The organism is Poseidonibacter ostreae, assembly GCF_009208075.1.
Classification (GTDB): Bacteria; Campylobacterota; Campylobacteria; order Campylobacterales; family Arcobacteraceae; genus Poseidonibacter; species Poseidonibacter ostreae.
Window position 1 is genome coordinate 63,005 of the sequence record NZ_WFKJ01000005.1, and the last position, 26,699, is coordinate 89,703.

Genomic DNA, 26,699 nt, shown 5'->3' on the forward strand with positions numbered 1-26,699 from the left:
TAAAAGATTATAAATCAACTTGGTTACAGAATGGTTACATGTCTATATCGTAGCACATAGAGGCATAGTATATTTTTTGGAATGTTTTTTCAATAAGGATAAAGTAAAGTCAAAATTTGCTTCATTAGATTTTTTATTTATAGAAATAAATGCGCAAGAAGTTGATAATAATTTAAATTTTCTTTTTACTTTAAATCTATCTTCTGCAATTAAAAAACCATTTTTCTTGTCAACTTGACTATATAAGTTCTTAACAGATTCTTTAAATTCAACTAAAGTCTCATTTGCAAGGGAAAATACTTCTTCAAAGGTTTTATTTTTAATACCAATAAAAAAATCATCACCACCAATATGTGCAATAAAAGAATTATTGTCATATTTCTTTTGAATAAGTTCTGAAAAGATAATAATAGCTCTATCTCCTTGTCTAAATCCATAATAATCATTAAAAGGTTTAAAGTCATTAAAATCAAAATAAAGCATATAAGTTGTTTCTTTATCTTTATTCTTAAAGCTTTTATGAATATATTTTTCTATTTGCTGATTTCCTGGCAGTTTTGTTAAAGGATTTTGATTGGTAGCAATTTCAATATTTCTTTTATGTGATAATGTTAATAATGAATTTAAATCAATAAAACCTTTATATTTATTACTTTGAGTAATAAATATTCCTGAATAGTCTTTTGAGTTATGATTAAACATATCAAGTGCTTTATCAATTCCCCATGAAATTTCCACTGATAAAACATCTTTTATATATTTTTTTAAATTTGAAGCGATGTTTTTATTTTTTGCTAAAGATAAGCCATATTTTGAATATGAAATTTTTTTAATATCTACTTCATAAATTACACCTATTAAATTTTGAAAATCATCAACAATTGGAACAAATGCATTTTTACTATGATCTTTAAAATATACGAATAAATCATGTAATGAGGTATTAATATTTAATGCTTGAATAAGGTCAATATATTTGTCATCAATTGATTGTGTATCATTTAATCTTTTATCATTTTGGATTATTTCAACTATATTATTATAAATAGGTTTGATTTCTTTTATATTAATAGTTGCTTTTTGAACTAAATATCCTTGAATAAAATCTACACCAATATCTTTACATGTATAATATTCATTTATTTCTTCAACACCTTCAGCAACTACTTTCATTCCCATAATATGAGCCATTTCAATTATTGATGAACAGAAGAGTTTTTTCTTTGAGTCATTTTGAATATTTGTTATAAAAAATCTATCTAGTTTTATCACATTTGCTTCACTAAAATATAGAAGTTTTAATCCTGATACCCCAATACCAAAATCATCAATTGCAATACAATAACCATTTTTTTTGTATGTTTGAATCATTGTTGATAAAGCATTTTGTTCTATTTGACTACCTTTTTCACTTAGCTCAAAACAGATAGTATTTTTACAAAGATTAAATTTTTTCAATATTTTTCTTGTATTTCCTGATGAAAAGTTTTTACTATAAATAATCCTATTATCAAGATTATAAAAAAGTTTAAGATTCTCTATTTTTATTAAGGAAAACTTCTCTATTGCTTTTTCTCTTAATAATAAGTCTACTTCATATAAGATATCTTCATCAAAAGCAGAATCAAAAATAGCATTTATATTGTCTGTATTTCGTAAGAGTGCTTCAACAGCAAAGATTTTTCCTGTATGTGTATGGATAATGGGTTGAAAAGCATAATCCAGTTTTTCAATTATTTCTGACCAGTTTTTTGTCATGAATCTCCAAAGAATACTTATGAGTTTTATATTGAAGTGTAGTTATAAAAGAAGAGAGGGAATTCTTCTTTTATTTTAAGATTAGTGTTTAGCAGTTAATTTTTCTAATGTTAATTTTTCTCTTTTTGTAACACTTGCTCTAATAGCATTTCTATCAGTATCAGGTAAAGCAATAAGTCCAATTTCACCTAAAATACCTTCTTTTCCAATCATCTTTTCAGACATGAATAAATCAACATAGTTTTTAATAGCTGGAACATCTTTTGAGTGAGAGTTCTTAACATAGAAGAATAATGATCTAGATACTGGGTATTTAGATGATGAAATATTTTCAGGAGTTGCTTCAACACCATTAATTGTTGCACCTTGAACTTTATCATCATTTTCAACTAAGAAAGAGAATCCAAAAACACCAAATGCTGCTTTATTTTTATCTAATTTTTGAACGATTAAGTTATCATTTTCACCAGACTCAACATAAACACCATCAGTTCTTACAACTGAATATTTTTTATATTTTTTATTTGCTTTTTTATCAGCTTTGTATAAATCTGTATATAAAGGCATTTTTTTGAAAGTTTTTTGCATTACTAACTCTTCAAATGCATCTCTAGTACCAGATGATTTAGGTGGTCCATAAACAATAATTTCTCTATTTGGTAATGATGCATCAATATCAGACCATTTTTTATATGGATTTGCAATTAATGATTTACCATCTTTTGATGGAACTTCTTTAGCAACTGCTAAAGCTAAATTTGTTTTTGAAATATCAAAAGGAGCATTTGAAATAGATTGTGCAAATGCAATACCATCATAACCAATTACTGATTCAGTAATATCTGTAACACCATTTTCTTGACACATTTTAAATTCTTTTGCTTTCATTCTTCTTGAAGCATTTGTAATATCAGGAGTATTTAATTCATTACCTGCACAAAATAATTTCATACCACCACCTGAACCAGTTGATTCAACAACAGGAGTTGGAAACTTAGTAGTTGCTCCTAATTCTTCAGCAACTGAAGATGAAAAAGGGTATACAGTTGATGACCCAACGATTTTAATTTGATCTCTTGCACTTAAACTTACTGTTAAAGCTGCACTTGCTAATAAAGCGATTGATGTTTTTTTGATTGTCATTGTTTTCTCCATAAATTTTATATGGTGAAATTTTAATATGAGTTGATTACAATTTGGTTACTTTTAAAATTATGATTTTAAAATGAACTTTTCTTCAAACTCTTTATATTCTCTTACAAATAATTCTTCGCAATCAGCTGGCTTGTAAATTACTGCTTTTACCCAAATGTCATTTTCTTGGATTTTACAAAAATCTATTGTGATATATGATTCTTTATTCTTATAGTGAGTATATGTTTGATTTAATTGTAGCATTGTTTTTGTAGTGTAAAAGAAAACTAATGGATTTTATAATCCATTAGCCTCAATTAGTTTAGATTGATGATCAGTAATAAGAGGATCAATTACTTCATCAAATAAACCGTCATTCATAATATAGTCTAAACGATAAAGAGTTAAATTAATTCTATGATCGCTTACTCTATTTTGTGGATAATTATAAGTTCTAATTCTTCCACTTCTATCTCCAGTACCGACTTGTTCTTTTCTGTCAGCACCTTCTTTAGACATTTTTTCTTGCATCTCTAAATCATAAAGTCTAGCTTTTAAAACTTTCATAGCCTTGTCTTTATTCTTATGTTGAGATTTTTGATCTTGATTTGTTACTACAAGTCCAGATGGAATATGTGTAATTCTTACAGCAGAATCTGTAGTATTTACAGATTGCCCACCATTTCCACTTGCTCTCATAACATCAATTTTAAGATCTGTTGGATCAATGTCAATTTCAATATCATCAACTTCAGGCATTACTGCAACTGTAATTGCTGATGTATGAACTCTTCCTTGTGATTCAGTAGCTGGAACTCTTTGAACTCTATGTGTACCACCCTCAAATTTTAATTTTGAGTATACATGGTCACCTTTAATTAGAATTACAACTTCTTTGTATCCACCTGATTCACTATCGTTAGTGCTCATGATTTCAACTTTCCAACCATTGTTTTCTGCGTATCTTAGGTAACCTCTAAAAAGGTCACCAACAAATATTGCAGCTTCATCACCACCAGCACCAGCTCTAAGTTCTAAATAGATATTTTTATCATCATTAGGATCTTTAGGAATCATTAAAAACTTAATGTCTTCTTCTAATTCTGGTTTTTTTGGCTCCAAGTCTTTCAGCTCTTCTTTTGCAAGTTCACCCAATTCATCATCATCAAGAAGCATTTTATTCTCTTCTATATCTTCTAATAATTGAATGTACTCTTTAGCTTTATTAACAACAGGAGCGATACTTGCCTGCTCTTTTGAAAGATCAGTCATTCTCTTTATATCACTAGTTATTTCTGAAGAACTTAACAATTCGTTAATCTCTTCAGATCTATTAATAAAAGGCTGTAGTTTATCTTGTAGCATATGTACTAAATGCTATTATATAGCGTTTACTGCAAGTTGTAATCTAGATACTTTTCTCGCAGCAGTTCCTTTTTTAAGGATTCCTTTAGATACACAATGGTGTAAATATTTGTTTGCTGTTTTAACTGCAGCTGTTGCAGCTTCTTTGTCAGCAGCTTCGATTGCAGCGATTACTGTCTTAGTTACGTTTTTGATTCTTGTTTTGTAGAATCTATTTCTTTCAGTCTTTACGATTGTTTGTCTAGCTCTTTTTTCTGCAGATTTATGATTTGCCATTTTATTTAACCTCTTTGTAAAATTTTTAAGGGTAGAATGTTACCCAAAGCAACTTAAAACAAGTTTAATTTTAGGAAGATTTAATGAAACTATTCGGAACAGATGGCGTTAGAGGTGAAGCTGGTACTTTTTTAGATGCAATGACTGTATTAAAATTAGCAAAAGCTGCAGGTATTTATTTTAGAAAACATTCAACAACAAAAAGAATACTTGTTGGAAAAGACACTAGAAGAAGTGGATATATGATTGAAAATGCACTAGTAAGTGGTCTTACAGCTGTTGGGTATGATGTAATACAAATTGGTCCAATGCCAACACCTGCAATTGCATACCTAACAGAGAGTATGAGATGTGATGCTGGTATTATGATTTCTGCTTCACATAATCCATATGAAGATAATGGAATTAAGTTCTTCGATAATCATGGTGATAAACTTGGTGTCGAGTGTGAAAAAAGAATTGAAAAGATTTTCAATGACAATGAATCAATGATTAATGAGCAAGTAACTGGTAGAAATATTGGTGCTGCAAAAAGAATTAATGATGTTATTGGAAGATATATTGTTTCAATTAAAAGTTCTTTTCCTAAAGATTTAACACTTCATGGCCTAAGAATTGTTCTTGATTGTGCAAATGGAGCTGCTTATAAAGTAGGTCCTACAATTTTAGAAGAATTAGGTGCTGATGTAATTACAATTAATCATAAACCAGATGGTTTTAATATTAATGAAAACTGTGGAGCAATGCATCCTGAAGAAGTAGGGAAGCTTGTTCGTGAATATAGAGCCGATATTGGTCTTGCACTTGATGGTGATGCGGATAGATTAGTTGTAATAGATGAAAAAGGTGACGTAGTTGATGGTGATAAATTAATTGGTGCCCTTTGTAAATATTTAAATGATGCAAAGCTTTTACAAGGAAAAGGTTGTGTTGCAACTGTTATGTCTAATCAAGCTTTAGAAGATTACTTGAGTAAAGATAATATAAAATTACATAGATCAAATGTTGGTGACAAATATGTTCTTGAAGTTATGAAAGAACAAGGTATTAACTTTGGTGGCGAGCAAAGTGGACATGTTATTTTCTCTGATGTTGCAAAAACAGGAGATGGATTAGCATCTGCACTACAAGTACTAGCATTAGTTTTAAGATCTGGTAAGAAAGCTAGTGAAGTATTAAATCCATTTGAATTATATCCTCAGATTTTACATAATATGAAAGTAGGGGAGAAAATTCCTTTAGATCAGATTGAAGGTCTTGAAGAATTAGTAAAACCTTTAAGAGAAAAAGGTATGAGAGATTTAATTAGATACTCTGGAACTGAAAATAAAATAAGACTTCTTTTAGAAGGTAAAAATAAAAAAGATGTTGAAGATGGTATGGAAACACTAAAGGCATTTTTCAAAAAAGCTTTATGAGAAAAAAATTAGTTTTATCAATTATTATATTTACAATTTTATTTATAATTGACCAGGTATTAAAATATGGATTTACGCATTTTAACTTAAATATTGATGGTCCATATATGTCTTTACAGTTAGCATATAATTATGGTGTAGCATTTTCAATGTTTTCATTTCTTGCTGAATATTTAAAGTATATTCAATTATCAATGGTTATAGCTGGATTTATATATTTATTAAAAAATAAAGAAGTATTTACTGAGTATTATTTACCAATTACTCTATTATTTGCAGGTGGTTTATCTAATATTTTAGATAGATTTACTTATGGTGGAGTTGTTGATTATCTTTATTGGCACTATGGTTTTGAGTTTGCAATCTTCAATTTTGCAGACATTATAATAAACTGTGCAGTTGCAATTATCATATTTATGCAAATTAAACAATGGCAAGCTGAGCGAAAAGAAAAAAAGAATAAGTCCTAAATTTGGGAGCTTAAATTAAAATTAGCTATAATGGCGAAAATATAAGAAAATTTATTAGGAAGAGATTAATATGGGTCAAACAATAACAGAAAAAATTTTTAGTGAACATGTAGGAAAAGAAGTACATGCAGGAGAGATTGTAAGAAGTCCAATTGATATGGTAATTGGAAATGATATTACAACTCCAATTTCTATTAAAGCCTTTGAAGATGGTGGTTTTGAAAAGTTAGCAAATCCTGAAGGTTTTGCAATTGTTCTTGATCACTTTATTCCTGCTAAAGATATTGCATCTGCAAATCAAGCAAAAATCTCAAGAGATTTTGCTTATAAGCATGATTTAAAATATTTCTTTGATGAAAAAGATATGGGTATTGAACATGCATTATTACCTGAAAAAGGTTTAGTATTACCAGGTGATGTAATTATTGGTGCAGATTCACATACATGTACACATGGCGGATTAGGTGCATTTTCAACTGGTATGGGTTCAACTGATATTTCATTTGGGATGATTACAGGTGGTAACTGGTTTAAAGTTCCTGAATCAATTAAAGTTGTAATGAGTGGTAAACCAGGTGAGTATGTATCTGGAAAAGATATTATTCTTGAAGTTATTAGAATCTTAGGTGTAGATGGAGCTTTATATCAAGCATTAGAATTTACAGGAGATACTGTACCTCATTTATCAATGGATGATAGATTCTCTATTTGTAATATGGCAATTGAAGCAGGTGCTAAAAATGGTATTTTTGCTTATGATGAAGTTACAGAAGAGTTTTTAAAGAAAACAGCAGAGTTAAATGATGGTTTAAGAGCAGAACCAAAGATTCATTACTCTGATGAAGATGCAACATATACTAGAATTATTGAAATTGATGTAGCTTCTTTAGAGCCAGTAATTGCATATCCATTCTTACCAGATAATGGTCATCCAGTTTCACAAGCAGTTGTTGATGAAATTAGAGTTGATCAAGTATTTATTGGTTCTTGTACAAATGGAAGATTATCTGATTTTAAAGTAGCAGCAGAAATTTTAGATGGAAAAAGAGTTGCAAGACATGTTAGACTTATTTTAACTCCTGGTACTCAAAAGATTTTAAGAGATGCAACAAAAGCTGGATATATTGATACATTAATTGATGCAGGGGCTGTTGTATCAAATCCTACATGTGGTGCATGTTTAGGTGGATATATGGGTATTTTAGGTGATGATGAAGTATGTATTTCTACAACAAATAGAAACTTTGTTGGAAGAATGGGTTCAAGATCATCTAAAATTTATTTAGCAAACTCAGCTGTTGCTGCAGTATCTGCAATTTCTGGATATATTACAGACCCAAGAAGTCTTTGATGTCTAAAACTGTTATCCTTTCTAAAATCCCTTGTGTGATTTTATGCGGGGGTAGAAGTTCTAGAATGGGAGAAGATAAATCTCTTCTTCCTTTCTCAAACTCAAACTCACTAACTCAATATCAATATGATAAGCTAAAAAGCAATTTTGAAGAAGTATATATATCATCAAAAATAGATAAATTTGACTTCCTTAAAAATAAAGAAAAATATTTAATACTTGATAAAGGTGAAATTTTTTCTCCAATTGTTGCTTTACAAACAATTTTACAAACAATAAAAGCTGAAAAAGTATTTATAATCACAGTAGATACTCCATTGGTTTCAATTGACTCTATAAATGAATTAATTAATAGTTCAAATGAGAGTGAAATTTGTGTAGCACAAACTTTAAAAACTCATAATTTATGTGGTGTTTTTTCTACAAGTTTAGTAAAGTTTATAAATGAAATGTTAATAACTGACATACATAAAGTAAACTATCTTCTTAAAAATAACAATACTAAATATTTGGACTTCCCAAATGATGATGAATTTATCAATTTAAATAATAAAGATGAGTATAAAAGAGCTTTAAATATTATAAGTAAATCAAATAATTAATATTAAGTAATTTAAGCTCTATCTTAGTTTCTTCTTAACTTTCTTTTGATATGCTATTAACAAAATATAGAATTGAAAATCTAAAAGGAAATCATATGGCAAAAAATGAATTAGATGAAGCATTAGAATTAGTTGATGCAGAAGTAAAAAAAATAGGAATTTCAAGAAGAGAAGCTTTTAAATTAGCTGGACTTGGATCAGCTGCATATTTAATGGGTGACAGTACAAAAGCAGAAGCTGCGACAACTGCTCAAGCTAGTGAAGCAAAAGGTAAAATCTTAATTATTGGAGGAGGACTAGCAGGTATTTCAACAGCTGCTAGATTAGCTAGTACTTTAACAGACCCTGATATTACTGTTATTGAGCCTAATCCTAAATCAGTTTCATATCAACCTGGAAATACATTAATAGGTGCTGGTTTATATGAAAAAGCTGATGTTATGTATGATACTAAAGATTTTTTACCCGCTGGTGTTAAAATGATAAAAGATAAAGCAGTTGAATTCAATCCTGATGCAAATAAAATAGTAATAGGTTCAGGAGAAACTATTTCATATGACTTTTTAGTAATTGCAGCAGGACTTACTTTAGACTTTGGAAGTATTAAAGGTTTAGAAGAAGTAGGGGATGCTTATACAATGGGTGATGCTTCAAAGATATTAAAAGCTTTTGGTAATTCAGGTATAACTTCAATTTATAATACTGATACATCTGTTGAAACATGGAAGCAAATGCAAAAGTTTATTGAAAGTGCAAAAAATGGTAAAAAAGTAAAAGGTATTTTCACTCATCCAAATACTTCTATTAAATGTGGGGGAGCTCCTAAGAAAATTATGAACTTAACTCATTCTAGACTAGCAGAAGCAGGTGCTCGTGATAATGCAGAATTAACATTTTATCCAAATGGTGGTTCTATGTTTTCAGTTAAAGAATATCATGATGCAATTTTAAAACAGTTTGAAACTAGAGGTTTTAAGTGGAATTATAATCATAACTTAACAGGTGTAGATATTCAAAATAAAACAGCAATATTTGATAAAAGATGGGATGAAAAAGGTCCTTATGATGAAGATTTAGAAGAGTATTCTATGATTACAAAACACCAAGAAGTAGAAGTGCCATTTGATTTTATGCATATTACACCACCAATGAAAGCACCAGATGAAATTGGTAACTCAGCTGTTGGTTCAGGAAAAGGTTGGGTTCCTGTTAATAAAGAAACATTACAACATGTTAAATATAAAAATATCTTTTCATTAGGTGATATTGCAGCTGTTCCTATGGGTAAAACAGGAGGAAGTGTAAGAAAACAATATAAAGTAGTAGTTGATAATTTAATTTCTGCAATGGAAGGTAAAGAATTAACTGCAAAATATGCAGGATATACTGTATGTCCATTAATTACAGATATTGGTAAAGTAATGTTAGCTGAGTTTGATTGGACTAAAAAACCAACACCTTCTTTTCCTTTAGACCCTACACAAGAGAGATATATTTGGTGGTTAATGAAAGTTTATTTACTTAAACCAATGACTCAATATGGAATGTTATCTGGTAAAGCATAGTCTTTACTTAAGATGTTTATGAAAAAAGAGTTTCTTATAATAGTAAGTATTTTATTTATACTTACTATTACTGTACATTATAAAGAGTTTTTAGAATATCCCCTTGAACAAATAACTGCATTAGCAACTTCTGGAGCCTATGGATTAGGAGCTTTACATCCAATAATCTTTTCTTTAATTATTTACTTATTATTATGGGTACCAAGATTAGTAATTAAACTTTTCAGAAAAAAATCTCAATAAACTTCTCTTTTAAATCTATTTAGTTATATAATTATAATAGAAGATATATATTAAAAAGGGAGAAAAATGAAAACAAGTAAATTTTTAGTAAGTTTAGCTGTAGTAGGATTATTAGCAACTAGTTCGTATGCAAATATAGGTGAAAATACTCTTAGTGTTCCAAGCCCAAAAGTTCAGTCATTAATTAATAAGTATAAATTAACTAGTGTAGATTTTAACTATGTAAATACAATTATTGCAAAAGGTACAAGAAGTACTGCAAAAGCAATTTTAATTGATGCAAGACCAGAAGCTAAGTACAAAAAAAGTACTATTCCTTCAAGTATAAATATTCCTGATACTAAGTTTGAAGAATATGTATCCTTATTAAAAGATACTCCTAAAGACAAGGAGCTAATTGTTTATTGTGGTGGATATAAATGTGCAAAAAGTCCAAAAGTAGCTGGTATGCTTATTAAAAAAGGCTTTACAAATGTAAAAGTTTATCCAGCAGGTGAACCTGAATGGATTAAAAAAAGTTATAAAGAAGTTGATTCAATTGTATTAAAATCAGCTTATGAAAACAACTCTGCATTAATAGTAGATGCAAGACCATATAAAAAGTTTTTACAAGAAACAGTTCCTGGTGCAATTTCAATTCCAGATACTAAATTAGATAAATTAGTAGGGAGATTTCCTTTTAATAAAGAAGAAAAAATCATTGTTTTTTGTGGTGGTTTTAAATGTGTGAAATCACATATTGTTGCAAAAAAACTAATATCCTTAGGTTATAAAAATGTTTCTGTTTACGCGGCTGGACTTCCAGCATGGAAGAAAGAAAATTTACCAACAACTGCACAGAATAAAAAAACTTTAGTAAAAAAAGAAAGTAAGAAATTAGAATTTAGTAAAAATGGATTAAAACTAGGTGTAGATGAAGGCTCAGTTGATGGAGAGTGGTTAAAAAAACTTATTTTAGAAAATAAAGTTCCTTCTTTTATACAAATTGTTGATGTTACTGCAGCAGATGAGTTCAAAGGTGGACATTTAAAAGGTGCTATGAATATAGAAGCAGCAAATTTTAAAGCAGAAGAGTTTTACAAAAAACTTCCAAAAAATAAAACAATTGTATTTAACTGTACCGCAGGTGGAAGATCTATTGAAGCTTGGGCAAAATTAAAAGATGCAAAAATTGATGTTAGTGAAATATTCTATTTTGATGCTAATATTGATTGTATTGCAAATGAGTGTAAAATTGAGGTAAATGAGCCTTTAGATTAAGACTAGTTTTAAGGGCATAAAAAAAGGGGATTGAACTTAATCAATCCCCTTTTTATTTTTTGCAAATTTATTATTTTAATGCATCTTTTGCAGAATTAACTAATGATACAAATGATGTATAATCATTCATAGCCATATCAGCTAAGATTTTTCTATCTAAAGTAATTCCAGCTATTTTTAATCCGTTCATGAATCTAGAATAGTTGATATCATTTAATCTACAAGCAGCATTGATTCTTACAATCCAAAGCTTTCTAATATCTCTTTTTTTCTGTCTTCTATCTCTGTATGCGTACACTAATGAGTGTTCTAATTGTTCTTTCGCTTTTCTAAAGTGTTTTCTTCTACCACTGTAGAATCCTTTAGCTGCTTTTAATACTTTCTTATGTCTTCTTCTTCTAACTACACCAGTTTTAACTCTAGGCATGTCTTTCCTTTCTTTACCATTATTTTAAAAATAATAAGGTGTCAACAAAATTGTTGAACTTTTCCACAATTTGTGGAGGGACTAAAAAATCATTTTAAATAAATGATTACGCTTTGTTTAACATTCTTTTAACTCTAGTTGAATCCACAGCTGCAACAGTTTGTGGTCCTCTAAGGTTTCTTTTTCTCTTTTGAGACATTTTAGTTAAGATGTGACTTCTAAAAGCTGATCCTCTTTTAATAGAACCATTTTTCTTTATTTTAAATCTCTTTAAAGCGCCACTATTAGTTTTCATCTTAGGCATTGAAAAATCCTTTTTTAAATTTGCAATTTCATTTAGAAATGAAAAAGTCTTGGATTATACTTAAATTTTTATTAAATTAGGTTTAAATAGGATTTGATAGTTAAAGAAGAGAGAGTAGGTTCTCTTCTTTTTTATTTGTGGTTTTCGTCTTTTTTAGGAAGAGCCATCATATTTACGTATCTTCCTTCAAGTTTAGGTTCTTTATCCATAACAGCTAAATCTTCAACCATTGGCCATACTTTTTTAAGTACATCAACACCTGCTTGTGGATTTGCCATTTCTCTACCTCTTAAAAATACTCTAAACTTAACGTGATGTCCAGCTTCTAAGAATTCTCTTGAGTGTTTAACTTTATAATTAATATCATTATCAGCAATTTTTACAGAAAGTTTGATTTCTTTTACAACAATTACTTTTTGATTTTTTCTAGCTTCTTTTTTCTTCTTTTCTTGTTGGTATTTAAATTTACCATAATCCATGATTTTTGCAACAGGTGGTTTACCATCTGGCGCAATAAGAACTAAATCTAATCCTTGTTCATCAGCATGAGCTAAAGCTTCATGTGTAGGAATAATTCCATAATTTGACCCATTATCAGCTGTACATCTAACTTCTTTTGCTGTAATCATTTCGTTCATAATTACATTGTTTTTTTTGTCTCTACTCAAATTCTACTTCCTTTTTTAATTTCATTTAACATAGTAAAAAATTCTTCTTTACTCATATTAGACTGTTCTCTAGTTCTTCTATTTCTTAATGCAATTGTTTGTTTTTCAACTTCTTCATCACCAACAACAACAATCATAGGAACTCTTTGTTTTTCTGCCATTCTAATTCTTTTATTTAAACTTTCGTTCATATCAAAAATCTTAGAATCCATTTCATCATATAAAAGTTCTTTTTGTAACTGTTTTGCATATTCAACGTGAGTATCTGCAATTGGTACAAAGATAACTTGTGTTGGTGCAATAACAAATGGAAACTCACCAGCACAGTGCTCAGTTAAGATTCCAATGAATCTTTCAAAAGATCCAAGGATTGCTCTATGAATCATAACTGGTTGCTCTTTATGACCTTCATCATTAATATATTCTACATTAAATCTTTCAGGTAAGTTCATATCTACTTGTATTGTACCACATTGCCACTTTCTTCCAATAGCATCTGTGATTTTAATATCAATTTTAGGACCATAAAATGCTCCTCCACCTTCATCAATACCATAAGGTAAGTTTTCAGAATCAAGTGCATCCATAATACCTTTAGTAGTAGTTTCCCAAAACTCATCATCACCAATGGCCTTTTTAGGTTTTGTAGAAACTTCCATTTCGTATTGGAAATCAAATGTTTTCATTAATGAATCAACAAACTCTAAAACATCAATAATTACATCTTTAACTTGTGCTTGCGTACAAAAAATATGTGCATCATCTTGAGTAAATTCTCTAACTCTAAATAATCCATGCATTGCTCCAGACATTTCATGTCTATGAACAACTCCATATTCAAAAAGTTTTTTAGGTAAGTCTTTATATGAAACTAAATCATTTTTAAAGATTTGAATATGACCTACACAGTTCATAGGTTTCATTCCATATTTTTGTCCATCAATTTCTGTATAGTACATGTTTTGACCATAATTTGCATTATGTCCTGAAACATCCCACATATCTGATTTTAAAATCTCTGGACCACGAACTGGTTCATATCCTCTAATTCTATGAGCTTTATATAAAAGATGCTCTAATTTAGATCTTAATCTTGAACCATTTGGTAACCATAATGGTAACCCAGCACCTACATCTTCATTGAATGTAAATAGCTCTAATTCTGTTCCTAATTTTCTATGATCTCTTTTTTTAGCTTCTTCAAGCATTCTTACGTAATCATTTAATTCTTTTTTATCAAAGAATGCGATTCCGTAGATTCTTGTAATCATTTCGTTTTCTTCATCACCACCAAGATAAGCACCAGCTACTCGTGTTAGTTTAAAAGCTCTAATCATACCTGTTGTTGGTAAATGTGGTCCTCGACATAAGTCTTCAAAATCACCTTGCTTATACATTGTTAGAGTTTCATCTGTGATATTCGCTAAAACAGCTTGTTTTAATTCATCATCAGCAAATTTTGAAACAATCTCTTCTCTTGTTGTTTCATATCTTTCAATTTTAAGTTTTCTGTTTGCAATTTCTTTCATTTTCTTTTCAATAGTTACTAAATCATCATCAGATATTTTAGCATCCACTTTAAAGTCATAATAGAAACCTTCAGTTACAACAGGTCCTACAAAGAATTTTGCATCAGGATAAAGCTCTTTAATAGCTTGCGCCATCATGTGAGCACATGAGTGTCTAAGAATCTCTAAAGATTCAGCAGAGTTGTCTTGCTTTATAATATCACCTTCGATATTTAAAGCTTCAGCAGTTTGAAGGTCATAGATTTGACCGTCTTTTAATACACCTATTGGTTCCAATAGTTTCCTTTATTTGTTAATTATATTATTAAATTTAGCTTATTTTATCGCAAAGAGACTTAAACTAAATTACTTATTTCTAAATTTAATAAGTTTTCGTTACAATTAAGTATGATTTTAAACTTATCTAAAATAAAAACTGAAAGCTTACTACTATTTTGCAGAGATTTAATTCTTTCTTATAAAGATAAAGAAGATATTAGTATCAATGGAGTAGATAAAGAACTAATTGAAAAATTTAATACAATTGGTGATGAAATGCTTACTCAAATAAATTATGTAACACATAAAAGCGATTACTATATTAAAAATAGGAAACATTATAAAGTAAAAGCCGTTCTTGCTGCTTATAACTTTATAAATAAAGAGATTTCAAAATCTTTAGAAAATAAAAAAAACTTTAATCCATCAATGCTTTACTTTTCACTACTTGCTCTTTGGTTTAAAGAGTTAAATAAAGAATCACGTTCAAAAGAGTATATATTTTTTACTATTTATACTTATGGAAAAGTTTATGATGATTTATTAGTAAAAATAAAAAGTGAAGAGTTTAAAAAATTGAATATCTCAATGCTTGAAGTTGCAGAAGAAGTTGTTTATAAATTGGATGCTTATTCTTTTAAATAAAAAGAGCTTAGCTCTTTTTATTATTTCTAGAATCTATATCTCATGTATGCTTTAACATCTTGAGCTGATTCAACAGCATTTGCTCCATTTGCTTCTGTACTACCAATTTTATATGGTGTTCCCTCTGCTCCAAAAAATGAGTTACTTCCCATATAGTCATAATCTACATAAACATATGAAAGGCCAAAACTTAAGGCTTTAGTTAGCTGTTGAGTTCTATATATTTCCCAAGCCTCACCTCTTGTAGAAATTTTAGAACCTGACATTGTGTCTTCACCATACGTCATTGATCTCCAGTATTTACTACCTTTATTCCACTCAATACCAATTTTTGCACTATCTGGACTAATTGGACACGGTGCATTTGCTCCAATCCAAATAGAGTGACCTGTTTTAGATTCAGTTGAACCTAGCATTCCTCTACTATTTGGTCTAGTTTTACTCATAGCTGCTGATGCAAAAACAGTAGTATTATCTAAGAAGTCTGAAATTTCATCTCCTATACCATTTATTTTAAACATAACTGTTGCTAAATCAATATCTCCAACATCTTGAAATTGTAAATTTCCATAAGCATCCATTACTTGTGAGGGAGTTGTTGCAGTAGAAATAGCACTTTGATATGCACCAATTTGAGTATTGTTATAACCAATTAAGTTCCAGGCTCTTGCATAATTCATATGAATAGAATATTGTCCATCATCATAAGGTACAGCAATTAGCCCTGCCATATCAATATTTGTATTTTTAGTATCATCATTTGCATAATCAGTATTGTCAAACTGGAATCTAGGTTTTGCATTTGTTAAACCACGTCCAGCACAAAATTTAATCCATGCTCCATCTAGACCACTAATTTGATCTACATTAAATCTTGCCGATGCACCATCAAATTCTACATTTACAGTGTGAGAAAGTGCAGACTTCCTATTTTGATCAGCTCTTAAATTAATTCCTAAACCATCAGTTGAGGGTCTTCTACCAACTGATGCAGTCCATGAAACATTACTTCCTAAAAAAGTATCATTAGAATACAGCCAATAAGCCTCTTTAACTTTTAATGTATTATCATTTGCATTCTCATTTGTTACCCAATCAAAATTTGAAAAACCTGGATTTGTATTTGCTTGTGAATGATTCGCTGAATCACCAAAAGCTTTTAAATAAGAAAGTGTTCCATAAAAAGTAGAGTTATTATCTGCTTTATATTTCATCCCAAGCCATAATCTATTTGTCATTAAAGCATTGTTTTTAGATTTTGAACCATCAGCATGTTTATATGTAATATTATCAACTTGTGTTCTAAAATCAACATTCCACTTCAAATTATCTCCAGCACTTTGTGCTTTTGCTAAATTTGCTTTTTTAGAAACTTTTGCAAGTTTCTTTTCAATTTTAGTAATTCTTTTATCATCTGTTTTTGAAGCTTGTTCATTCATTTTAGCTTCAAGCGCAGCAACTTGTTTTTTTAGTAATTGAATTTGTTCATACATCTGAGCATTGATGTCATTTCCAAAACTCGCAGTTGAAAACGCAGCAATTGTAGAGAGTAAGATAATACTTTTTTTCATGTTTTTTCCTTGTAATAACAATATTATGTAATTATATGATTTATAAAGTTAACAAAGGGTTAATATTGCATAAGTAAAACTTATATTAATAATATTAAAAAATTAAATATTTAGAGAGAAAAAAAGCTAATATCAAAAAGATATTAGCTTTTAAGAATATTGTTAATAAATATTAACAAGAAGGAACATTTCCTGAATCATTTGCAAACTTATATGAAAAATCATAAAGATGCTGAATATACTTATCTTTTACATCTGCTTCTTTAACTTTTGGACAAATTTTAAGAAGTTCTTCTTTAAATTTTCCAGCAGTCATAATTGCTTCCCACTCATCTTGAGAATGTTTAGCAGCAAATTTGTCACCACTAAAACCACAATCACTTTTGTATTTTTTTACAAATAATTTTTGACCTTTTGTAGCATCTGCTAATAATGTAGTTGCACTAAGACCTAAGATTAACGAACCAGCTATTGCAATTTTTAATAACTTCATATTTATCTCCTAATGATAATTTAGATATAATCATATCTAATATAAGTATAAATAAATCTTAGATAATAATATAAGTATAAAGTGGAGTAATTGTGAAGTATTTTTTGTTAAAACATTTAGTTGAGTATTTAGTAGAGAATACCCATAGTATCAAAGTAGTGAAGCGTATTGATAATAATACAATTATAATAGAATTTAATAATAGTAATATTATATATTTTGATATGTCAAAAGGCTCTAGTACGGTGTTTAAATCTATGAATATACTTAAGTCAAAGAAAGATTTTAATGCTCCTTTTGATGTGTCTTTACAAAAAAGATTTTATAATTCAAAAATTGAAAATATTGAAATGTACAATGATGACAAGATTATAAATATAAAAGTAAACTCTTCATCTTCATATAAAAAACTAACAACTATTCTTCAACTTGAATTTACTGGAAAACATACAAATATTATCATTTTAGATGAAAATAGAGTGATTATAGAAGCACTAAGACATATAGATGAATTCTCTTCAAGTAGAGTTGTAAAAGTTGGTATTGTCTTAGATGAAATCACAAAACAAACTTTTATTCCTAAAATGGAAGAAGTTGAAGATATTGAGGCTTATTTATATAAAATTTATGATGAAAAAGAAAATCAAAATTTAGAGAATCTAAAAAAAGTAAAAATAAGTCAAATACAAAAGAAAATAAAAAAATTAGATAAAACTATTAATGCATTACCTAAAAAAGAAGAGTTAGAAGAAGAATCAAAACTTCTTTATGAAAAAGCAAATTTGATACTGTCAAACTTACATACTTTAAAGCCATATCAAAACTCTTTTAAAGCTTATAATTATGAAGGAATTGAAGTCGAAGTTTCTCTAGATAAAGCATCATCACCTTCAAAGTATTCAAATGATTTATTTAAAAAAGCAAAAAAAGCAAAACAAAAAGCACTTCATATATCTATAGAAAAAGATAATTTAGATGAAAAACTAGAATTTCTACACAGAATGGTAAATAGTTTAAAAATTGCAAAAACTATAGAAGAATGTGAGTTTTTATATCCAAAAAAAGAAAAGAATCAAAAAAGAACAAAAAAAGCACAACCTTATGAAAGCTTCTTTTTTGAAGGCTTTAAAATTATGCTAGGAACTAGTGAAAGAGAAAATGTATATTTATTAAAAAACTCAAAAGCAAGTGATTTTTGGTTTCATTTAAAAGATAGACCATCTTCACATGTAATAGTTCAAAATACTAAGAAAACGATTCCCCAAAGTGTAATAGAACAAGCAGCAGTTTTATGTGCAAAATTTTCTGTGGATTTCTCAGGTGATTATGAAGTTGATTTTACACAAAGAAGAAATGTAAAAGTTCAATCTGGATCAAATGTTTTATATAATCCTTATACTACTATTGGGATAAAGTTTTAGATTAAAACTTTATTCCGATATTATTTTTGAAGTTTCAGATATAGTTTCTTTAGTTGCTTTTGCGCTTTCTATTATAATTTCTTTACTTTCTTTAGCAATTGTTATAATTTTATTTTCTGGTTTTAAATCTTCACTTGAAAGTTCTTTACATTCGCCTTTTGCTTGTTTAATTGCATAAATTAATTGTAAACTTTTAGCTCTTTCTCTTAGCATGATTTCATTTTCATTGTTACTAGAGTATAGCCCTAATGTCATTATCCCACCAACTATATTTTTTGCAGTATTCACACCTTTAGCATCACTGTATTGTTCTTTCATATTATTTATTTCTTTATTTAATGCTTTACAACTTAATGCATAATCAGTCGCTTGAACAGTTGCTATTGGTTCTTTTGTACATCCTACAAATAGTATACTTAAGATTAGTGGTGACAAATATTTTACTTTCATTTAGTAACTCCTATATTTTAAGATATTATATCTGATAAAATTAAAATAATGTTTAAGATATCTATAAAATAGATTATCTAAGAGATTTTATAAATTAATAATCTATTGTTCCTTTTTATATGATTAATAAAAGTTTTCAAAATTAAACCAAAAGCCAAACTTTAGTATAATCGTATTAATTTAAGAAATAGAAGGTTTACTTTATGGCTAACATAATTAAAGATAGTTCAACTCGTATTAAAACAGGTTTAGTTCTAATTATCGCAATGATAATTATTGGATATATTGATTCATATTTTGTAATGTGGCTTTTATTTGGAACAATGCTAATGATATCTATTTCAGAGGCTAAAAAGCTTTTCCAATTAGATAGTGATAGTATTTATGTTTATTCAGCTCTTTTATGGTTTGCAGCTTATTTTTATCCAAACCCAGAAGATTTAATCTTTATTGTAGCTATTGGTTATGCCTCACAATTAGCTTATAAAAAGACGCTTGATAAAAAAATGTTTTTACCTCTTTTTTACCCAACTGCATCTTTTCTATTTTTATTATCACTATACAGTGAATACGGTGTTATGACTTTATTATGGTTACTTGTAATTGTTGCTGGTGCTGATACGGGTGCTTATTTTGTAGGTAAAAGTATTGGAAAAACTAAGTTTAGTGAAACTAGTCCAAATAAGACTATTGAAGGTGTTGTTGGTGGTGTTGTAATTGCAACTATTTTAGGTTCTTTCTTTGCAAATGATAATCTTCATATTGTATCTGCAATTGTTATTTCAATTATTGTTGCTTTTGCTTCTGTATTTGGAGATTTATATGAGTCTTACTTAAAAAGAGAAGCAGGTATAAAAGATAGTGGAAGTATTTTGCCAGGTCATGGAGGAATATTAGATAGAACAGATGGTTACCTTTTTGGTGCAATTGTTATGTTAGTTCTTCTTAGGGTTGTAGGATGATTATATTAGGTTCTACTGGTTCAATTGGTGTTAATACTTTAAATATTGCACGTAAATTTAACTTAAATGTTGAAGTACTTGTAGCTGGTAGTAATATTGAAGTTTTAAATAAACAAATTGAAGAGTTTAAACCTAAAAAAGTAGTTATTGCAAATAAAGTTGATGTTGTAAAAGTAAATCATACTGATGTATCTTATGGCGAAGATGAAATACTTAATGCAATAGAAAATAGTAAATCACAAACAGTAGTAAATGCTCTTGTTGGTTTTCTAGGTTTAAAGCCAACACTAAAAGCAATTGAGTGTAATAAAAAAATTGCACTAGCAAATAAAGAATCGCTTGTAGTTGCTGGAAAATTTATAGACCAAACAAAATTAAGTCCAATAGATTCAGAGCACTTTGGTTTATGGTATTTACTTCAAGAAAAAGCTGTTGATTCTATGACTGTAACTGCAAGTGGTGGTTCTTTTAGAGATTATCCACTTGAACAATTATCAAATGTTTCAATCAAAGAAGCACTAAATCATCCAAATTGGTCTATGGGAAATAAAATCACAATAGATAGTGCTACTATGACAAATAAGATATTTGAACTTATGGAAGCTGCTTGGTTATTTGATGTAAGAAAACTAGATGCGATTATTGAAACAAAATCTTTAATTCATGCAATGATAAACTTCAAAGATGGAAGTACAACTGCACATATTGCAAATGCTTCTATGCAACTACCTATTGCTTATGCAATTTTAGGAAAATGTGATGAACAGGTTCTAAAGCCTGTTGATTTACTAGAAGTTGGAAGTTTAGAGTTTAAAAAAATAGAAACTTCAAGATATCCAATTTGGGAAGCAAAAGATGAAATTATAAGTAATCTTGATTTAGGTGTTGTTTTAAATGCTGCAAATGAAGTTGGTGTTGCAAGATTTTTAAATTCTCAAATTGGGTTTTTAGATGTTTCAAAAATCTCTTTAAATGCTTTAAATAAATTTAACAATGTAAAAATAAATACTCTTGATGATATTTTTGCAATAGATAAAGAAGTGAGGTCTTACTGTGAGTCTTGATATGCTTATTCCTTTTGGAATATTATTAGCTTTAGTTGTATATTTGATATTTACAAGATCAAAGTTTGAAAAAGAAGTTGTTGAGGTTTATGAAAAAAAATTCGATGAGTGGAAAGAGTTTAATACAACTACAACAAAAGAGGTAGAGCCTGCAAAAGTTTTAGTTGGATTAGTTTATAAAACTGGATATAAAGTAAGTGTCGAACTTCTTGATGAAAGTGCAAAAGCTCAACTAGAAAAAGGTAAATTTGAAATAAGTGAGATAAAGGACAAGTAATGAAGTACTTAGTTTTAATTCTTGTTTTTGTATCTTTATTAGATGCACAAATATATAGAAAAAAATCTCAAATTGTAGTAGATACAAAAGAGAAACTTATGTGGGTAGATGATATTTCAGTAGTTAAAATACTAAAAACACATGAAGAAGCAATACCATATTGTGAAGCACTTGAATTTGCTGGATATTCTGATTGGAGAATACCTAAAATAGAAGAGTTTAAAACAATAGTGGATAAAAAGAATTTTAAAAACTATATAAATAGAGCATTTAAATATAATGTTCCAGATGGATATTGGGCTGAACGATCTCATTGGAGAACACTTTGGTTTTACGCTGATTATATGCATTTTGTAAGTGGAACAGAATATTTTGATAGTAGACATAAAAATAAATATGTTAGATGCGTAAGAGATATATAAAATAAGAAAAATAAAAGAGGGGAAGATATTTTGAGTAAAAGAGTTTTAATATTACATGGTTTAGGTGGAAGTGATTATCCTCATTGGCAAGCTTGTTTAGCAGCTGATTTAATTAAACAGCACTACACTGTATCTTTTCCTGTAATGCCTAGTAGAGATAATCCAAAACTAGATGAGTGGAAAGAGTGTTTAAAAAAAGAGCTAGCACACTTTAATCCCGATATTGTTATCTGTCACTCATTAGCAAATGTATTATGGTTTCATACTTGTGATGAACTTGATATTAGTTTGGAAAAACTTATGTTAGTTGCACCTGTAAGTAGAAGTAGAGTGGTTGAAGCTGCTAGTACTTTTTATCCTTACCCAATTGCAAAAGATTTAAAAGCTAAAGATATTATTATGTTAGCTTCTACAAATGACCCATATATGAGTGAAGAAGAAGCCTTAGATTTAAAAGAAGAGTTAAATGTTGAAATAAACGTCTTAAAAAATGCTGGACATATAAATGCAGATTCTGGTTTTGGTTCTCATGATTTTACATTAGATTGGCTTAGAAAATGATTTTAAGTATTGAAAGCTCTTGTGATGATAGTTCAATTGCAATAACAAATAGTGAAACTCTAGAACTTATTTATCACAAGAAAATATCTCAAGAACTACAACATAGTGTTTATGGTGGAGTTGTTCCTGAGTTAGCTGCAAGATTACATATAGAAGCATTACCTAAAATACTTGAAGAGTGTGTCGAATATTTCCCAAAATTAAAAGCAATAGCAGTTACTTCTGCACCTGGATTATCAGTTACTTTAATGGAAGGTGTTACTATGGCCAAAGCTTTAAGTATTTCACTTGACCTTCCTCTTATTTCAGTTAATCACTTAAAAGGTCATATTTATTCTCTTTTTATAGAAAAAGAAGAAGTATTGCCAATGACTATTTTATTAGTTTCAGGTGGACATACGCAAATAATAGAAGCAAATTCATTAAATGATATGAATCTAATAGCAAGTACTATGGATGATAGTTTTGGTGAAAGCTTTGACAAGGTATCAAAGATGTTAGGTCTTGGATATCCAGGAGGTCCTGTAGTTCAAGAGTATGCTTTAAAAGGTGATGAAAATCGGTTTGAACTACCTGTTCCTTTAAGACAAAGTCCAAATATAGAGTTTTCATATTCAGGTCTTAAAAATGCTGTAAGATTAGTAATAGAAAAATGCACTAATGAAGATGGAATAGTTAGTGAAGAAGATAAATATGATATTTGTGCCTCATTTCAAAAAACAGCAATTGCACATATTATGCAAAAAACAAAAAAACTGTTTAAGCAAAAAGTTCCTACAAATTTTGCAATAGTAGGAGGAGCAAGTGCTAATATATATCTTCGAACTCAAATAGAAGAGTTATGTGTAAAAAATGGAACAACTTTGTATTTAAGCCAGTTAAAATACTGTAGTGATAACGCAGCAATGATAGGTAGAGTTGCAGTTGAGCAATATAAACAAAAAGAGTTTACTTCTCTTGATGATATAGATGTACAATCAAGATTAAAAGGATTTTAGATGATATTTGAAATGGGTGCAAAACTTGATGGAGATAATCACGATACATCAAAATATGATGAAAAACCAAAGAAGAAAAAAATAAGTAACAAAAATAATAAAACTAATAAACCTACTGCTCCAAGTACTTTTAATAAAAATGAAATTTTACCAAAGAATCAACACCAATTGGTATTTACTTATGAGAAAAGAAAAGGAAAACCTGTAACATTAGTAGGTAGATTTTCTTTAAGTAATGATGATAAAAAAGAAGTATTAAAACTATTAAAGAAAAAGCTAGCTTGTGGTGGTGCTATTAAAGAAGAATGGATTGAACTACAAGGTGATGTAAAAGATAGAATTATTACAATTTTACAAGCTGATGGTTGGAAATTTAGATAAAACAAAGGGTATTTAATGCAAAAAATATTTGATGAGGTAAACTCTTTAGATAAAAGATGTTACGAAGAGTTTTTTTTAAGTGAAGATATACTTATGGAACATGCATCTTCAAGTATGGCTTTATATATTGAAGAAAAATATCATGATAAAAAAACTATTTTAATAGTATGTGGCTCTGGAAATAATGGTGCTGATGGTATTGCCCTTGCAAGACTTTTACATACAAAATTTGATGTATCTTTATACTTTTATAAAGAAGTAAAAACTGATATTGGAAAAGTTCAGTATAAGAGAGCTAAAAGCTTAGGTGTTTCCTTCGCAAATAAAATACAAAATGCTGATATTATTGTTGATTGTATTTTTGGTTCAGGTTTAAATAAATCATTAGATAATCAAGCTATCTCTTTAATTGAAGAACTAAATAGTTTAGAAGCTATAAAAATTGCTTGTGATATTCCAAGTGGAATTTTTAGTGATGGTCAAGTAAATTCTGTAGCCTTTAATGCTGATACTACTATTACAATGGGTGCTTTAAAAACTTCACTCTTTTCAGATACTGCTAAAGATTATGTAGGAAAAATAAAAGTAGCTAATTTAGGAATTCAAAGAGAACTTTATGAAACAAATACAAATAAATACTTACTTGAAAAGAAAGATTTAAAACTTCCTCATAGAACTAAACATAATTCTCATAAAGGTTCATATGGACATTTAAATGTAGTTGCAGGATGTAAAAAAGGTGCTGGAATAATTGCAGCAAAAGCAGCCTTTGGTTTTGGTGCTGGAATTGTAAGTGTTGTATGTCATGAAAATCTTGATTTACCTTACCATATTATGCAAACGCATTTTGTAAGTGAAAACTGCACTGCTATTGCAATTGGAATGGGACTTGGAAAATATGAAATAGATGAAGTTAAAAAAATACTTTCTAAAGATGTGAAAAAAATAGTTGATGCAGATTTATTTTATGATGAATTATTACTTGATGTTTTAGATGAAGATATCGTTTTAACTCCTCATCCAAAAGAGTTTTGTTCACTATTAAAAATTTGTGATATTGCAGATATTACAATAGATGAGTTACAAAACAATAGAATCAAATATGTAGAAAAGTTTAGCTCTGTTTATCCAAAAGTAGTATTACTTTTAAAAGGAACAAATGTAATTATCTCTCAAGGGGATAATTTATATATAAATACTTATGGCTCTGCTGTTTTAAGTAAAGGCGGAAGTGGAGATGTTTTAAGTGGTTTAGTAGGTTCCTTACTTGCACAAGGTTATGAGCCTCTTGATGCTGCAATAAGTGCTAGTTTAGCACATGCTTTAGCTGCTTCAAATTTTAAAAGAAATGATTACTCATTAATTCCATCAGATTTAATAGAAGAGGTAAGAAGATTATGAAAATAGTTTTAATTCAAACAACATGTGCTTCAAGAGCTGAAGCTAAAAATATTGCAAAAATTTTAATAGATTCAAAATTAGCAGCTTGTGTGCAGTTAAGTGAAGTAGAATCTTTTTATACTTGGAACGATGAGTTTTGTAGTGATAATGAAACATTAGTTAGTATTAAAACTAGAAAAGAAAATTTTGAAAAAGTTAAAAGCAAAATTAAAGAATATCATAGTTATGATGTGCCTGAAATTATTGAAATAGATATAACAAATTCAAGTAAAAAATATTTAAAATTTATAGGAGAAAATACGAATGAGTGAAATATTAAAAGTTGGTAATTACGAATTTAATAGTAGATTAATTGTAGGATCTGGAAAATATTCAGACTTTCAAACTACAAAAGATGCAACATTAGCTTCAGGTTCTGAGTTAATTACAGTTGCAATTAGAAGAGTAAATATTACAAACCCAAATGAAGAAAATTTATTAGATTATTTTAAAGATACAAATGTAAAATTATTACCAAATAGTGCTGGATGCTTTACAGCAGAAGAAGCAATTACTACATTTAGACTTATGAGAGAAGCTACAGGAATTGATATTATTAAATTAGAAGTAATTGGGGATGCTAAAAAAACTTTATATCCAGATGTAATTGAAACAATAAAAGCTTGTGAGGTTCTTAAAAAAGAAGGCTTTACTATTATGGCTTATACTTCAGATGATCCAATTATTGCAAAAAAACTAGAAGATGCAGGAGCTGATGCAATTATGCCTTTAGCTGCACCTATTGGTTCAGGACTTGGTATTCAAAATCCATATAATATTGCTTTTATTAAAGATGCAGTGCAAGTTCCTGTTTTAGTTGATGCAGGACTTGGTTGTGCTTCTGATGCAGCTTATGCTATGGAATTAGGAGCTGAGGGGATTTTAGCAAATACTGCTATTGCACAAGCTGCTAATCCAATGTTAATGGCAGAAGCTTTTAGAGATGCTACAATTGCTGGAAGAAAGAGTTATTTAGCTGGAAGAATCCCTAAAAAACCTTATGCAACTGCATCTTCTCCAATTGATGGATTAATTCAGTTTTAGTAAAAATATAAGGAATTATATTAAATTTAGTAAAATTTCTTAATTTGCTAAATTTGCTCTTGACAAAAGAGCAAAAACATAATATAATTCCGTCCACTTTTCGAAAGAATAGTACCAGTCGGAGTGTAGCGCAGCCTGGTAGCGCACCTGGTTTGGGACCAGGGGGTCGAAGGTTCGAGTCCTTTCACTCCGACCATTTTATATGTGGTGGGTATAGCTCAGTTGGTTAGAGCATCGGTTTGTGGTACCGAGGGTCGCCGGTTCGAACCCGGTTACCCACCCCATTTTTTAAATTGCTTCCATAGCTCAGCTGGATAGAGCAACGCCCTTCTAAGGCGTAGG

At 29.0% G+C, this 26,699-nt stretch carries 31 protein-coding genes and 2 tRNA genes; 21 read left to right on the forward strand and 12 right to left on the reverse strand.

Annotated elements, in window-relative coordinates:
* Positions 1–42: 42 nt before the first annotated feature.
* The 5 genes from GBG18_RS02980 to rpsT all read right to left on the reverse strand — a co-directional run bounded on the left by GBG18_RS02980 (position 43) and on the right by rpsT (position 4,533).
* On the reverse strand, positions 43–1,758 hold the full coding sequence (locus GBG18_RS02980; protein ID WP_152188259.1) for an EAL domain-containing protein: 1,716 nt from the start codon (positions 1,756–1,758) through the stop codon (positions 43–45).
* Positions 1,759–1,839: 81 nt separating this feature from the next.
* Positions 1,840–2,895 (reverse strand): substrate-binding domain-containing protein, encoded by a 1,056-nt coding sequence (locus tag GBG18_RS02985; protein WP_373279283.1) that lies wholly within the window; start codon positions 2,893–2,895, stop codon positions 1,840–1,842.
* A 75-nt stretch (positions 2,896–2,970) separates the two neighbouring features.
* On the reverse strand, positions 2,971–3,156 hold the full coding sequence (locus GBG18_RS02990; protein ID WP_152188263.1) for a DUF1653 domain-containing protein: 186 nt from the start codon (positions 3,154–3,156) through the stop codon (positions 2,971–2,973).
* Positions 3,157–3,189: 33 nt separating this feature from the next.
* On the reverse strand, positions 3,190–4,257 hold the full coding sequence (prfA, locus tag GBG18_RS02995; protein ID WP_152188265.1) for a peptide chain release factor 1: 1,068 nt from the start codon (positions 4,255–4,257) through the stop codon (positions 3,190–3,192).
* A 15-nt stretch (positions 4,258–4,272) separates the two neighbouring features.
* Positions 4,273–4,533: a 30S ribosomal protein S20 gene (gene rpsT, locus GBG18_RS03000; protein WP_152188266.1), complete on the reverse strand. Its 261-nt coding sequence runs from the start codon at positions 4,531–4,533 to the stop codon at positions 4,273–4,275.
* Between the two features lie 83 nt (positions 4,534–4,616).
* On the opposite strand from rpsT, the gene glmM reads away from it, so the two are divergent.
* From glmM to GBG18_RS03035, 7 genes are all read left to right on the forward strand, one after another.
* Entirely contained in the window at positions 4,617–5,951 is a 1,335-nt protein-coding gene (glmM, locus tag GBG18_RS03005; RefSeq protein ID WP_152188268.1) for a phosphoglucosamine mutase, read from the forward strand.
* Complete coding sequence (lspA, locus tag GBG18_RS03010; RefSeq protein WP_152188270.1) at positions 5,948–6,421, forward strand: signal peptidase II; 474 nt, start codon at positions 5,948–5,950, stop codon at positions 6,419–6,421. The genes glmM and lspA overlap by 4 nt, the downstream gene beginning before the upstream one ends.
* Before the next feature lie 70 nt (positions 6,422–6,491).
* Positions 6,492–7,772, forward strand: a complete 1,281-nt coding sequence (locus GBG18_RS03015; protein ID WP_152188272.1) for a 3-isopropylmalate dehydratase large subunit — start codon at positions 6,492–6,494, stop codon at positions 7,770–7,772.
* Positions 7,772–8,374 carry a molybdenum cofactor guanylyltransferase MobA gene (gene mobA, locus GBG18_RS03020; protein WP_152188274.1) on the forward strand — a complete coding sequence of 201 codons (603 nt, stop codon included), beginning with the start codon at positions 7,772–7,774 and terminating at the stop codon, positions 8,372–8,374. Before GBG18_RS03015 ends, mobA begins: the two co-directional genes overlap by 1 nt.
* Positions 8,375–8,469: 95 nt before the next feature.
* On the forward strand, positions 8,470–9,939 hold the full coding sequence (locus GBG18_RS03025; RefSeq protein WP_152188276.1) for an NAD(P)/FAD-dependent oxidoreductase: 1,470 nt from the start codon (positions 8,470–8,472) through the stop codon (positions 9,937–9,939).
* 18 nt (positions 9,940–9,957) lie between these two features.
* The gene (locus tag GBG18_RS03030) at positions 9,958–10,182 is read left to right on the forward strand and encodes a hypothetical protein (RefSeq protein WP_152188277.1); all 225 of its coding nucleotides are present in this window, start codon (positions 9,958–9,960) and stop codon (positions 10,180–10,182) included.
* A 66-nt stretch (positions 10,183–10,248) separates the two neighbouring features.
* The gene (locus tag GBG18_RS03035) at positions 10,249–11,442 is read left to right on the forward strand and encodes a rhodanese-like domain-containing protein (RefSeq protein ID WP_152188279.1); all 1,194 of its coding nucleotides are present in this window, start codon (positions 10,249–10,251) and stop codon (positions 11,440–11,442) included.
* A 70-nt stretch (positions 11,443–11,512) separates the two neighbouring features.
* On the opposite strand, the gene rplT is transcribed toward GBG18_RS03035, so the two are convergent.
* The 4 genes from rplT to thrS all read right to left on the reverse strand — a co-directional run bounded on the left by rplT (position 11,513) and on the right by thrS (position 14,646).
* The gene (gene rplT / locus GBG18_RS03040; protein WP_152188281.1) at positions 11,513–11,869 is read right to left on the reverse strand and encodes a 50S ribosomal protein L20; all 357 of its coding nucleotides are present in this window, start codon (positions 11,867–11,869) and stop codon (positions 11,513–11,515) included.
* Positions 11,870–11,975: 106 nt separating this feature from the next.
* Positions 11,976–12,173 (reverse strand): 50S ribosomal protein L35, encoded by a 198-nt coding sequence (gene rpmI / locus GBG18_RS03045; protein ID WP_121627594.1) that lies wholly within the window; start codon positions 12,171–12,173, stop codon positions 11,976–11,978.
* Positions 12,174–12,304: 131 nt separating this feature from the next.
* Complete coding sequence (gene infC, locus GBG18_RS03050) at positions 12,305–12,841, reverse strand: translation initiation factor IF-3 (RefSeq protein ID WP_152188283.1); 537 nt, start codon at positions 12,839–12,841, stop codon at positions 12,305–12,307.
* Positions 12,838–14,646: a threonine--tRNA ligase gene (gene thrS / locus GBG18_RS03055; RefSeq protein WP_152188285.1), complete on the reverse strand. Its 1,809-nt coding sequence runs from the start codon at positions 14,644–14,646 to the stop codon at positions 12,838–12,840. Before thrS ends, infC begins: the two co-directional genes overlap by 4 nt.
* A 111-nt stretch (positions 14,647–14,757) precedes the next feature.
* On the opposite strand from thrS, the gene GBG18_RS03060 reads away from it, so the two are divergent.
* Positions 14,758–15,273 carry a hypothetical protein gene (locus GBG18_RS03060; RefSeq protein ID WP_152188287.1) on the forward strand — a complete coding sequence of 172 codons (516 nt, stop codon included), beginning with the start codon at positions 14,758–14,760 and terminating at the stop codon, positions 15,271–15,273.
* Positions 15,274–15,299: 26 nt separating this feature from the next.
* On the opposite strand, the gene GBG18_RS03065 is transcribed toward GBG18_RS03060, so the two are convergent.
* Both GBG18_RS03065 and GBG18_RS03070 read right to left on the reverse strand, forming a co-directional pair.
* Positions 15,300–16,844, reverse strand: a complete 1,545-nt coding sequence (locus GBG18_RS03065) for a DUF3373 family protein (RefSeq protein ID WP_152188288.1) — start codon at positions 16,842–16,844, stop codon at positions 15,300–15,302.
* Positions 16,845–17,016: 172 nt separating this feature from the next.
* Positions 17,017–17,337, reverse strand: coding sequence for a cytochrome C (locus GBG18_RS03070; protein ID WP_152188290.1), 321 nt, complete (start codon positions 17,335–17,337; stop codon positions 17,017–17,019).
* A gap of 92 nt (positions 17,338–17,429) precedes the next feature.
* Here GBG18_RS03070 and GBG18_RS03075 point away from each other — a divergent pair, with 92 nt between their 5' ends.
* The gene (locus tag GBG18_RS03075; RefSeq protein WP_152188292.1) at positions 17,430–18,758 is read left to right on the forward strand and encodes an NFACT RNA binding domain-containing protein; all 1,329 of its coding nucleotides are present in this window, start codon (positions 17,430–17,432) and stop codon (positions 18,756–18,758) included.
* Between the two features lie 9 nt (positions 18,759–18,767).
* Here GBG18_RS03075 and GBG18_RS03080 read toward each other — a convergent pair whose 3' ends face one another.
* Positions 18,768–19,208 carry a hypothetical protein gene (locus tag GBG18_RS03080; protein ID WP_152188293.1) on the reverse strand — a complete coding sequence of 147 codons (441 nt, stop codon included), beginning with the start codon at positions 19,206–19,208 and terminating at the stop codon, positions 18,768–18,770.
* A 203-nt stretch (positions 19,209–19,411) separates the two neighbouring features.
* Here GBG18_RS03080 and GBG18_RS03085 point away from each other — a divergent pair, with 203 nt between their 5' ends.
* The 12 genes from GBG18_RS03085 (at position 19,412) to GBG18_RS03140 (ending at position 26,641) form a co-directional block, all read left to right on the forward strand.
* Positions 19,412–20,170: a phosphatidate cytidylyltransferase gene (locus GBG18_RS03085; RefSeq protein WP_152188295.1), complete on the forward strand. Its 759-nt coding sequence runs from the start codon at positions 19,412–19,414 to the stop codon at positions 20,168–20,170.
* The gene (dxr, locus tag GBG18_RS03090; RefSeq protein ID WP_152188297.1) at positions 20,167–21,234 is read left to right on the forward strand and encodes a 1-deoxy-D-xylulose-5-phosphate reductoisomerase; all 1,068 of its coding nucleotides are present in this window, start codon (positions 20,167–20,169) and stop codon (positions 21,232–21,234) included. The genes GBG18_RS03085 and dxr overlap by 4 nt, the downstream gene beginning before the upstream one ends.
* Positions 21,224–21,511, forward strand: a complete 288-nt coding sequence (locus GBG18_RS03095; RefSeq protein WP_152188299.1) for a hypothetical protein — start codon at positions 21,224–21,226, stop codon at positions 21,509–21,511. The genes dxr and GBG18_RS03095 overlap by 11 nt, the downstream gene beginning before the upstream one ends.
* Positions 21,511–21,933, forward strand: coding sequence for an Lcl C-terminal domain-containing protein (locus tag GBG18_RS03100; RefSeq protein WP_152188301.1), 423 nt, complete (start codon positions 21,511–21,513; stop codon positions 21,931–21,933). Before GBG18_RS03095 ends, GBG18_RS03100 begins: the two co-directional genes overlap by 1 nt.
* 30 nt (positions 21,934–21,963) lie before the next feature.
* Entirely contained in the window at positions 21,964–22,494 is a 531-nt protein-coding gene (locus GBG18_RS03105) for an RBBP9/YdeN family alpha/beta hydrolase (RefSeq protein WP_152188303.1), read from the forward strand.
* Positions 22,491–23,492: a tRNA (adenosine(37)-N6)-threonylcarbamoyltransferase complex transferase subunit TsaD gene (gene tsaD / locus GBG18_RS03110; RefSeq protein WP_152188305.1), complete on the forward strand. Its 1,002-nt coding sequence runs from the start codon at positions 22,491–22,493 to the stop codon at positions 23,490–23,492. Before GBG18_RS03105 ends, tsaD begins: the two co-directional genes overlap by 4 nt.
* Positions 23,493–23,873 carry a translation initiation factor gene (locus GBG18_RS03115; protein ID WP_152188307.1) on the forward strand — a complete coding sequence of 127 codons (381 nt, stop codon included), beginning with the start codon at positions 23,493–23,495 and terminating at the stop codon, positions 23,871–23,873. It abuts the gene before it with no gap.
* A gap of 15 nt (positions 23,874–23,888) precedes the next feature.
* Entirely contained in the window at positions 23,889–25,274 is a 1,386-nt protein-coding gene (locus GBG18_RS03120) for an NAD(P)H-hydrate dehydratase (RefSeq protein WP_152188309.1), read from the forward strand.
* The gene (gene cutA / locus GBG18_RS03125) at positions 25,271–25,585 is read left to right on the forward strand and encodes a divalent-cation tolerance protein CutA (RefSeq protein ID WP_152188311.1); all 315 of its coding nucleotides are present in this window, start codon (positions 25,271–25,273) and stop codon (positions 25,583–25,585) included. Before GBG18_RS03120 ends, cutA begins: the two co-directional genes overlap by 4 nt.
* Complete coding sequence (locus GBG18_RS03130; protein WP_152188313.1) at positions 25,578–26,357, forward strand: thiazole synthase; 780 nt, start codon at positions 25,578–25,580, stop codon at positions 26,355–26,357. Before cutA ends, GBG18_RS03130 begins: the two co-directional genes overlap by 8 nt.
* Before the next feature lie 119 nt (positions 26,358–26,476).
* A tRNA-Pro gene (locus GBG18_RS03135) sits at positions 26,477–26,553 on the forward strand.
* Between the two features lie 11 nt (positions 26,554–26,564).
* Positions 26,565–26,641, forward strand: a tRNA-His gene (locus tag GBG18_RS03140).
* Positions 26,642–26,699 lie beyond the last annotated feature (58 nt).

What these genes read in the sequence shown, in the direction of transcription:
- GBG18_RS02980 (WP_152188259.1), bottom strand. Translation starts at nt 1,758, where the DNA reads ATGACAAAAAACTGGTCAGAAATAATTGAAAAACTGGATTATGCTTTT.
- GBG18_RS02990 (WP_152188263.1), bottom strand. Translation starts at nt 3,156, where the DNA reads ATGCTACAATTAAATCAAACATATACTCACTATAAGAATAAAGAATCA.
- prfA (WP_152188265.1), bottom strand. Translation starts at nt 4,257, where the DNA reads ATGCTACAAGATAAACTACAGCCTTTTATTAATAGATCTGAAGAGATT.
- rpsT (WP_152188266.1), bottom strand. Translation starts at nt 4,533, where the DNA reads ATGGCAAATCATAAATCTGCAGAAAAAAGAGCTAGACAAACAATCGTA.
- glmM (WP_152188268.1), top strand. Translation starts at nt 4,617, where the DNA reads ATGAAACTATTCGGAACAGATGGCGTTAGAGGTGAAGCTGGTACTTTT.
- lspA (WP_152188270.1), top strand. Translation starts at nt 5,948, where the DNA reads ATGAGAAAAAAATTAGTTTTATCAATTATTATATTTACAATTTTATTT.
- GBG18_RS03015 (WP_152188272.1), top strand. Translation starts at nt 6,492, where the DNA reads ATGGGTCAAACAATAACAGAAAAAATTTTTAGTGAACATGTAGGAAAA.
- mobA (WP_152188274.1), top strand. Translation starts at nt 7,772, where the DNA reads ATGTCTAAAACTGTTATCCTTTCTAAAATCCCTTGTGTGATTTTATGC.
- GBG18_RS03025 (WP_152188276.1), top strand. Translation starts at nt 8,470, where the DNA reads ATGGCAAAAAATGAATTAGATGAAGCATTAGAATTAGTTGATGCAGAA.
- GBG18_RS03030 (WP_152188277.1), top strand. Translation starts at nt 9,958, where the DNA reads ATGAAAAAAGAGTTTCTTATAATAGTAAGTATTTTATTTATACTTACT.
- GBG18_RS03035 (WP_152188279.1), top strand. Translation starts at nt 10,249, where the DNA reads ATGAAAACAAGTAAATTTTTAGTAAGTTTAGCTGTAGTAGGATTATTA.
- rplT (WP_152188281.1), bottom strand. Translation starts at nt 11,869, where the DNA reads ATGCCTAGAGTTAAAACTGGTGTAGTTAGAAGAAGAAGACATAAGAAA.
- rpmI (WP_121627594.1), bottom strand. Translation starts at nt 12,173, where the DNA reads ATGCCTAAGATGAAAACTAATAGTGGCGCTTTAAAGAGATTTAAAATA.
- GBG18_RS03060 (WP_152188287.1), top strand. Translation starts at nt 14,758, where the DNA reads ATGATTTTAAACTTATCTAAAATAAAAACTGAAAGCTTACTACTATTT.
- GBG18_RS03065 (WP_152188288.1), bottom strand. Translation starts at nt 16,844, where the DNA reads ATGAAAAAAAGTATTATCTTACTCTCTACAATTGCTGCGTTTTCAACT.
- GBG18_RS03070 (WP_152188290.1), bottom strand. Translation starts at nt 17,337, where the DNA reads ATGAAGTTATTAAAAATTGCAATAGCTGGTTCGTTAATCTTAGGTCTT.
- GBG18_RS03080 (WP_152188293.1), bottom strand. Translation starts at nt 19,208, where the DNA reads ATGAAAGTAAAATATTTGTCACCACTAATCTTAAGTATACTATTTGTA.
- GBG18_RS03085 (WP_152188295.1), top strand. Translation starts at nt 19,412, where the DNA reads ATGGCTAACATAATTAAAGATAGTTCAACTCGTATTAAAACAGGTTTA.
- dxr (WP_152188297.1), top strand. Translation starts at nt 20,167, where the DNA reads ATGATTATATTAGGTTCTACTGGTTCAATTGGTGTTAATACTTTAAAT.
- GBG18_RS03100 (WP_152188301.1), top strand. Translation starts at nt 21,511, where the DNA reads ATGAAGTACTTAGTTTTAATTCTTGTTTTTGTATCTTTATTAGATGCA.
- tsaD (WP_152188305.1), top strand. Translation starts at nt 22,491, where the DNA reads ATGATTTTAAGTATTGAAAGCTCTTGTGATGATAGTTCAATTGCAATA.
- GBG18_RS03115 (WP_152188307.1), top strand. Translation starts at nt 23,493, where the DNA reads ATGATATTTGAAATGGGTGCAAAACTTGATGGAGATAATCACGATACA.
- GBG18_RS03120 (WP_152188309.1), top strand. Translation starts at nt 23,889, where the DNA reads ATGCAAAAAATATTTGATGAGGTAAACTCTTTAGATAAAAGATGTTAC.
- cutA (WP_152188311.1), top strand. Translation starts at nt 25,271, where the DNA reads ATGAAAATAGTTTTAATTCAAACAACATGTGCTTCAAGAGCTGAAGCT.
- GBG18_RS03130 (WP_152188313.1), top strand. Translation starts at nt 25,578, where the DNA reads ATGAGTGAAATATTAAAAGTTGGTAATTACGAATTTAATAGTAGATTA.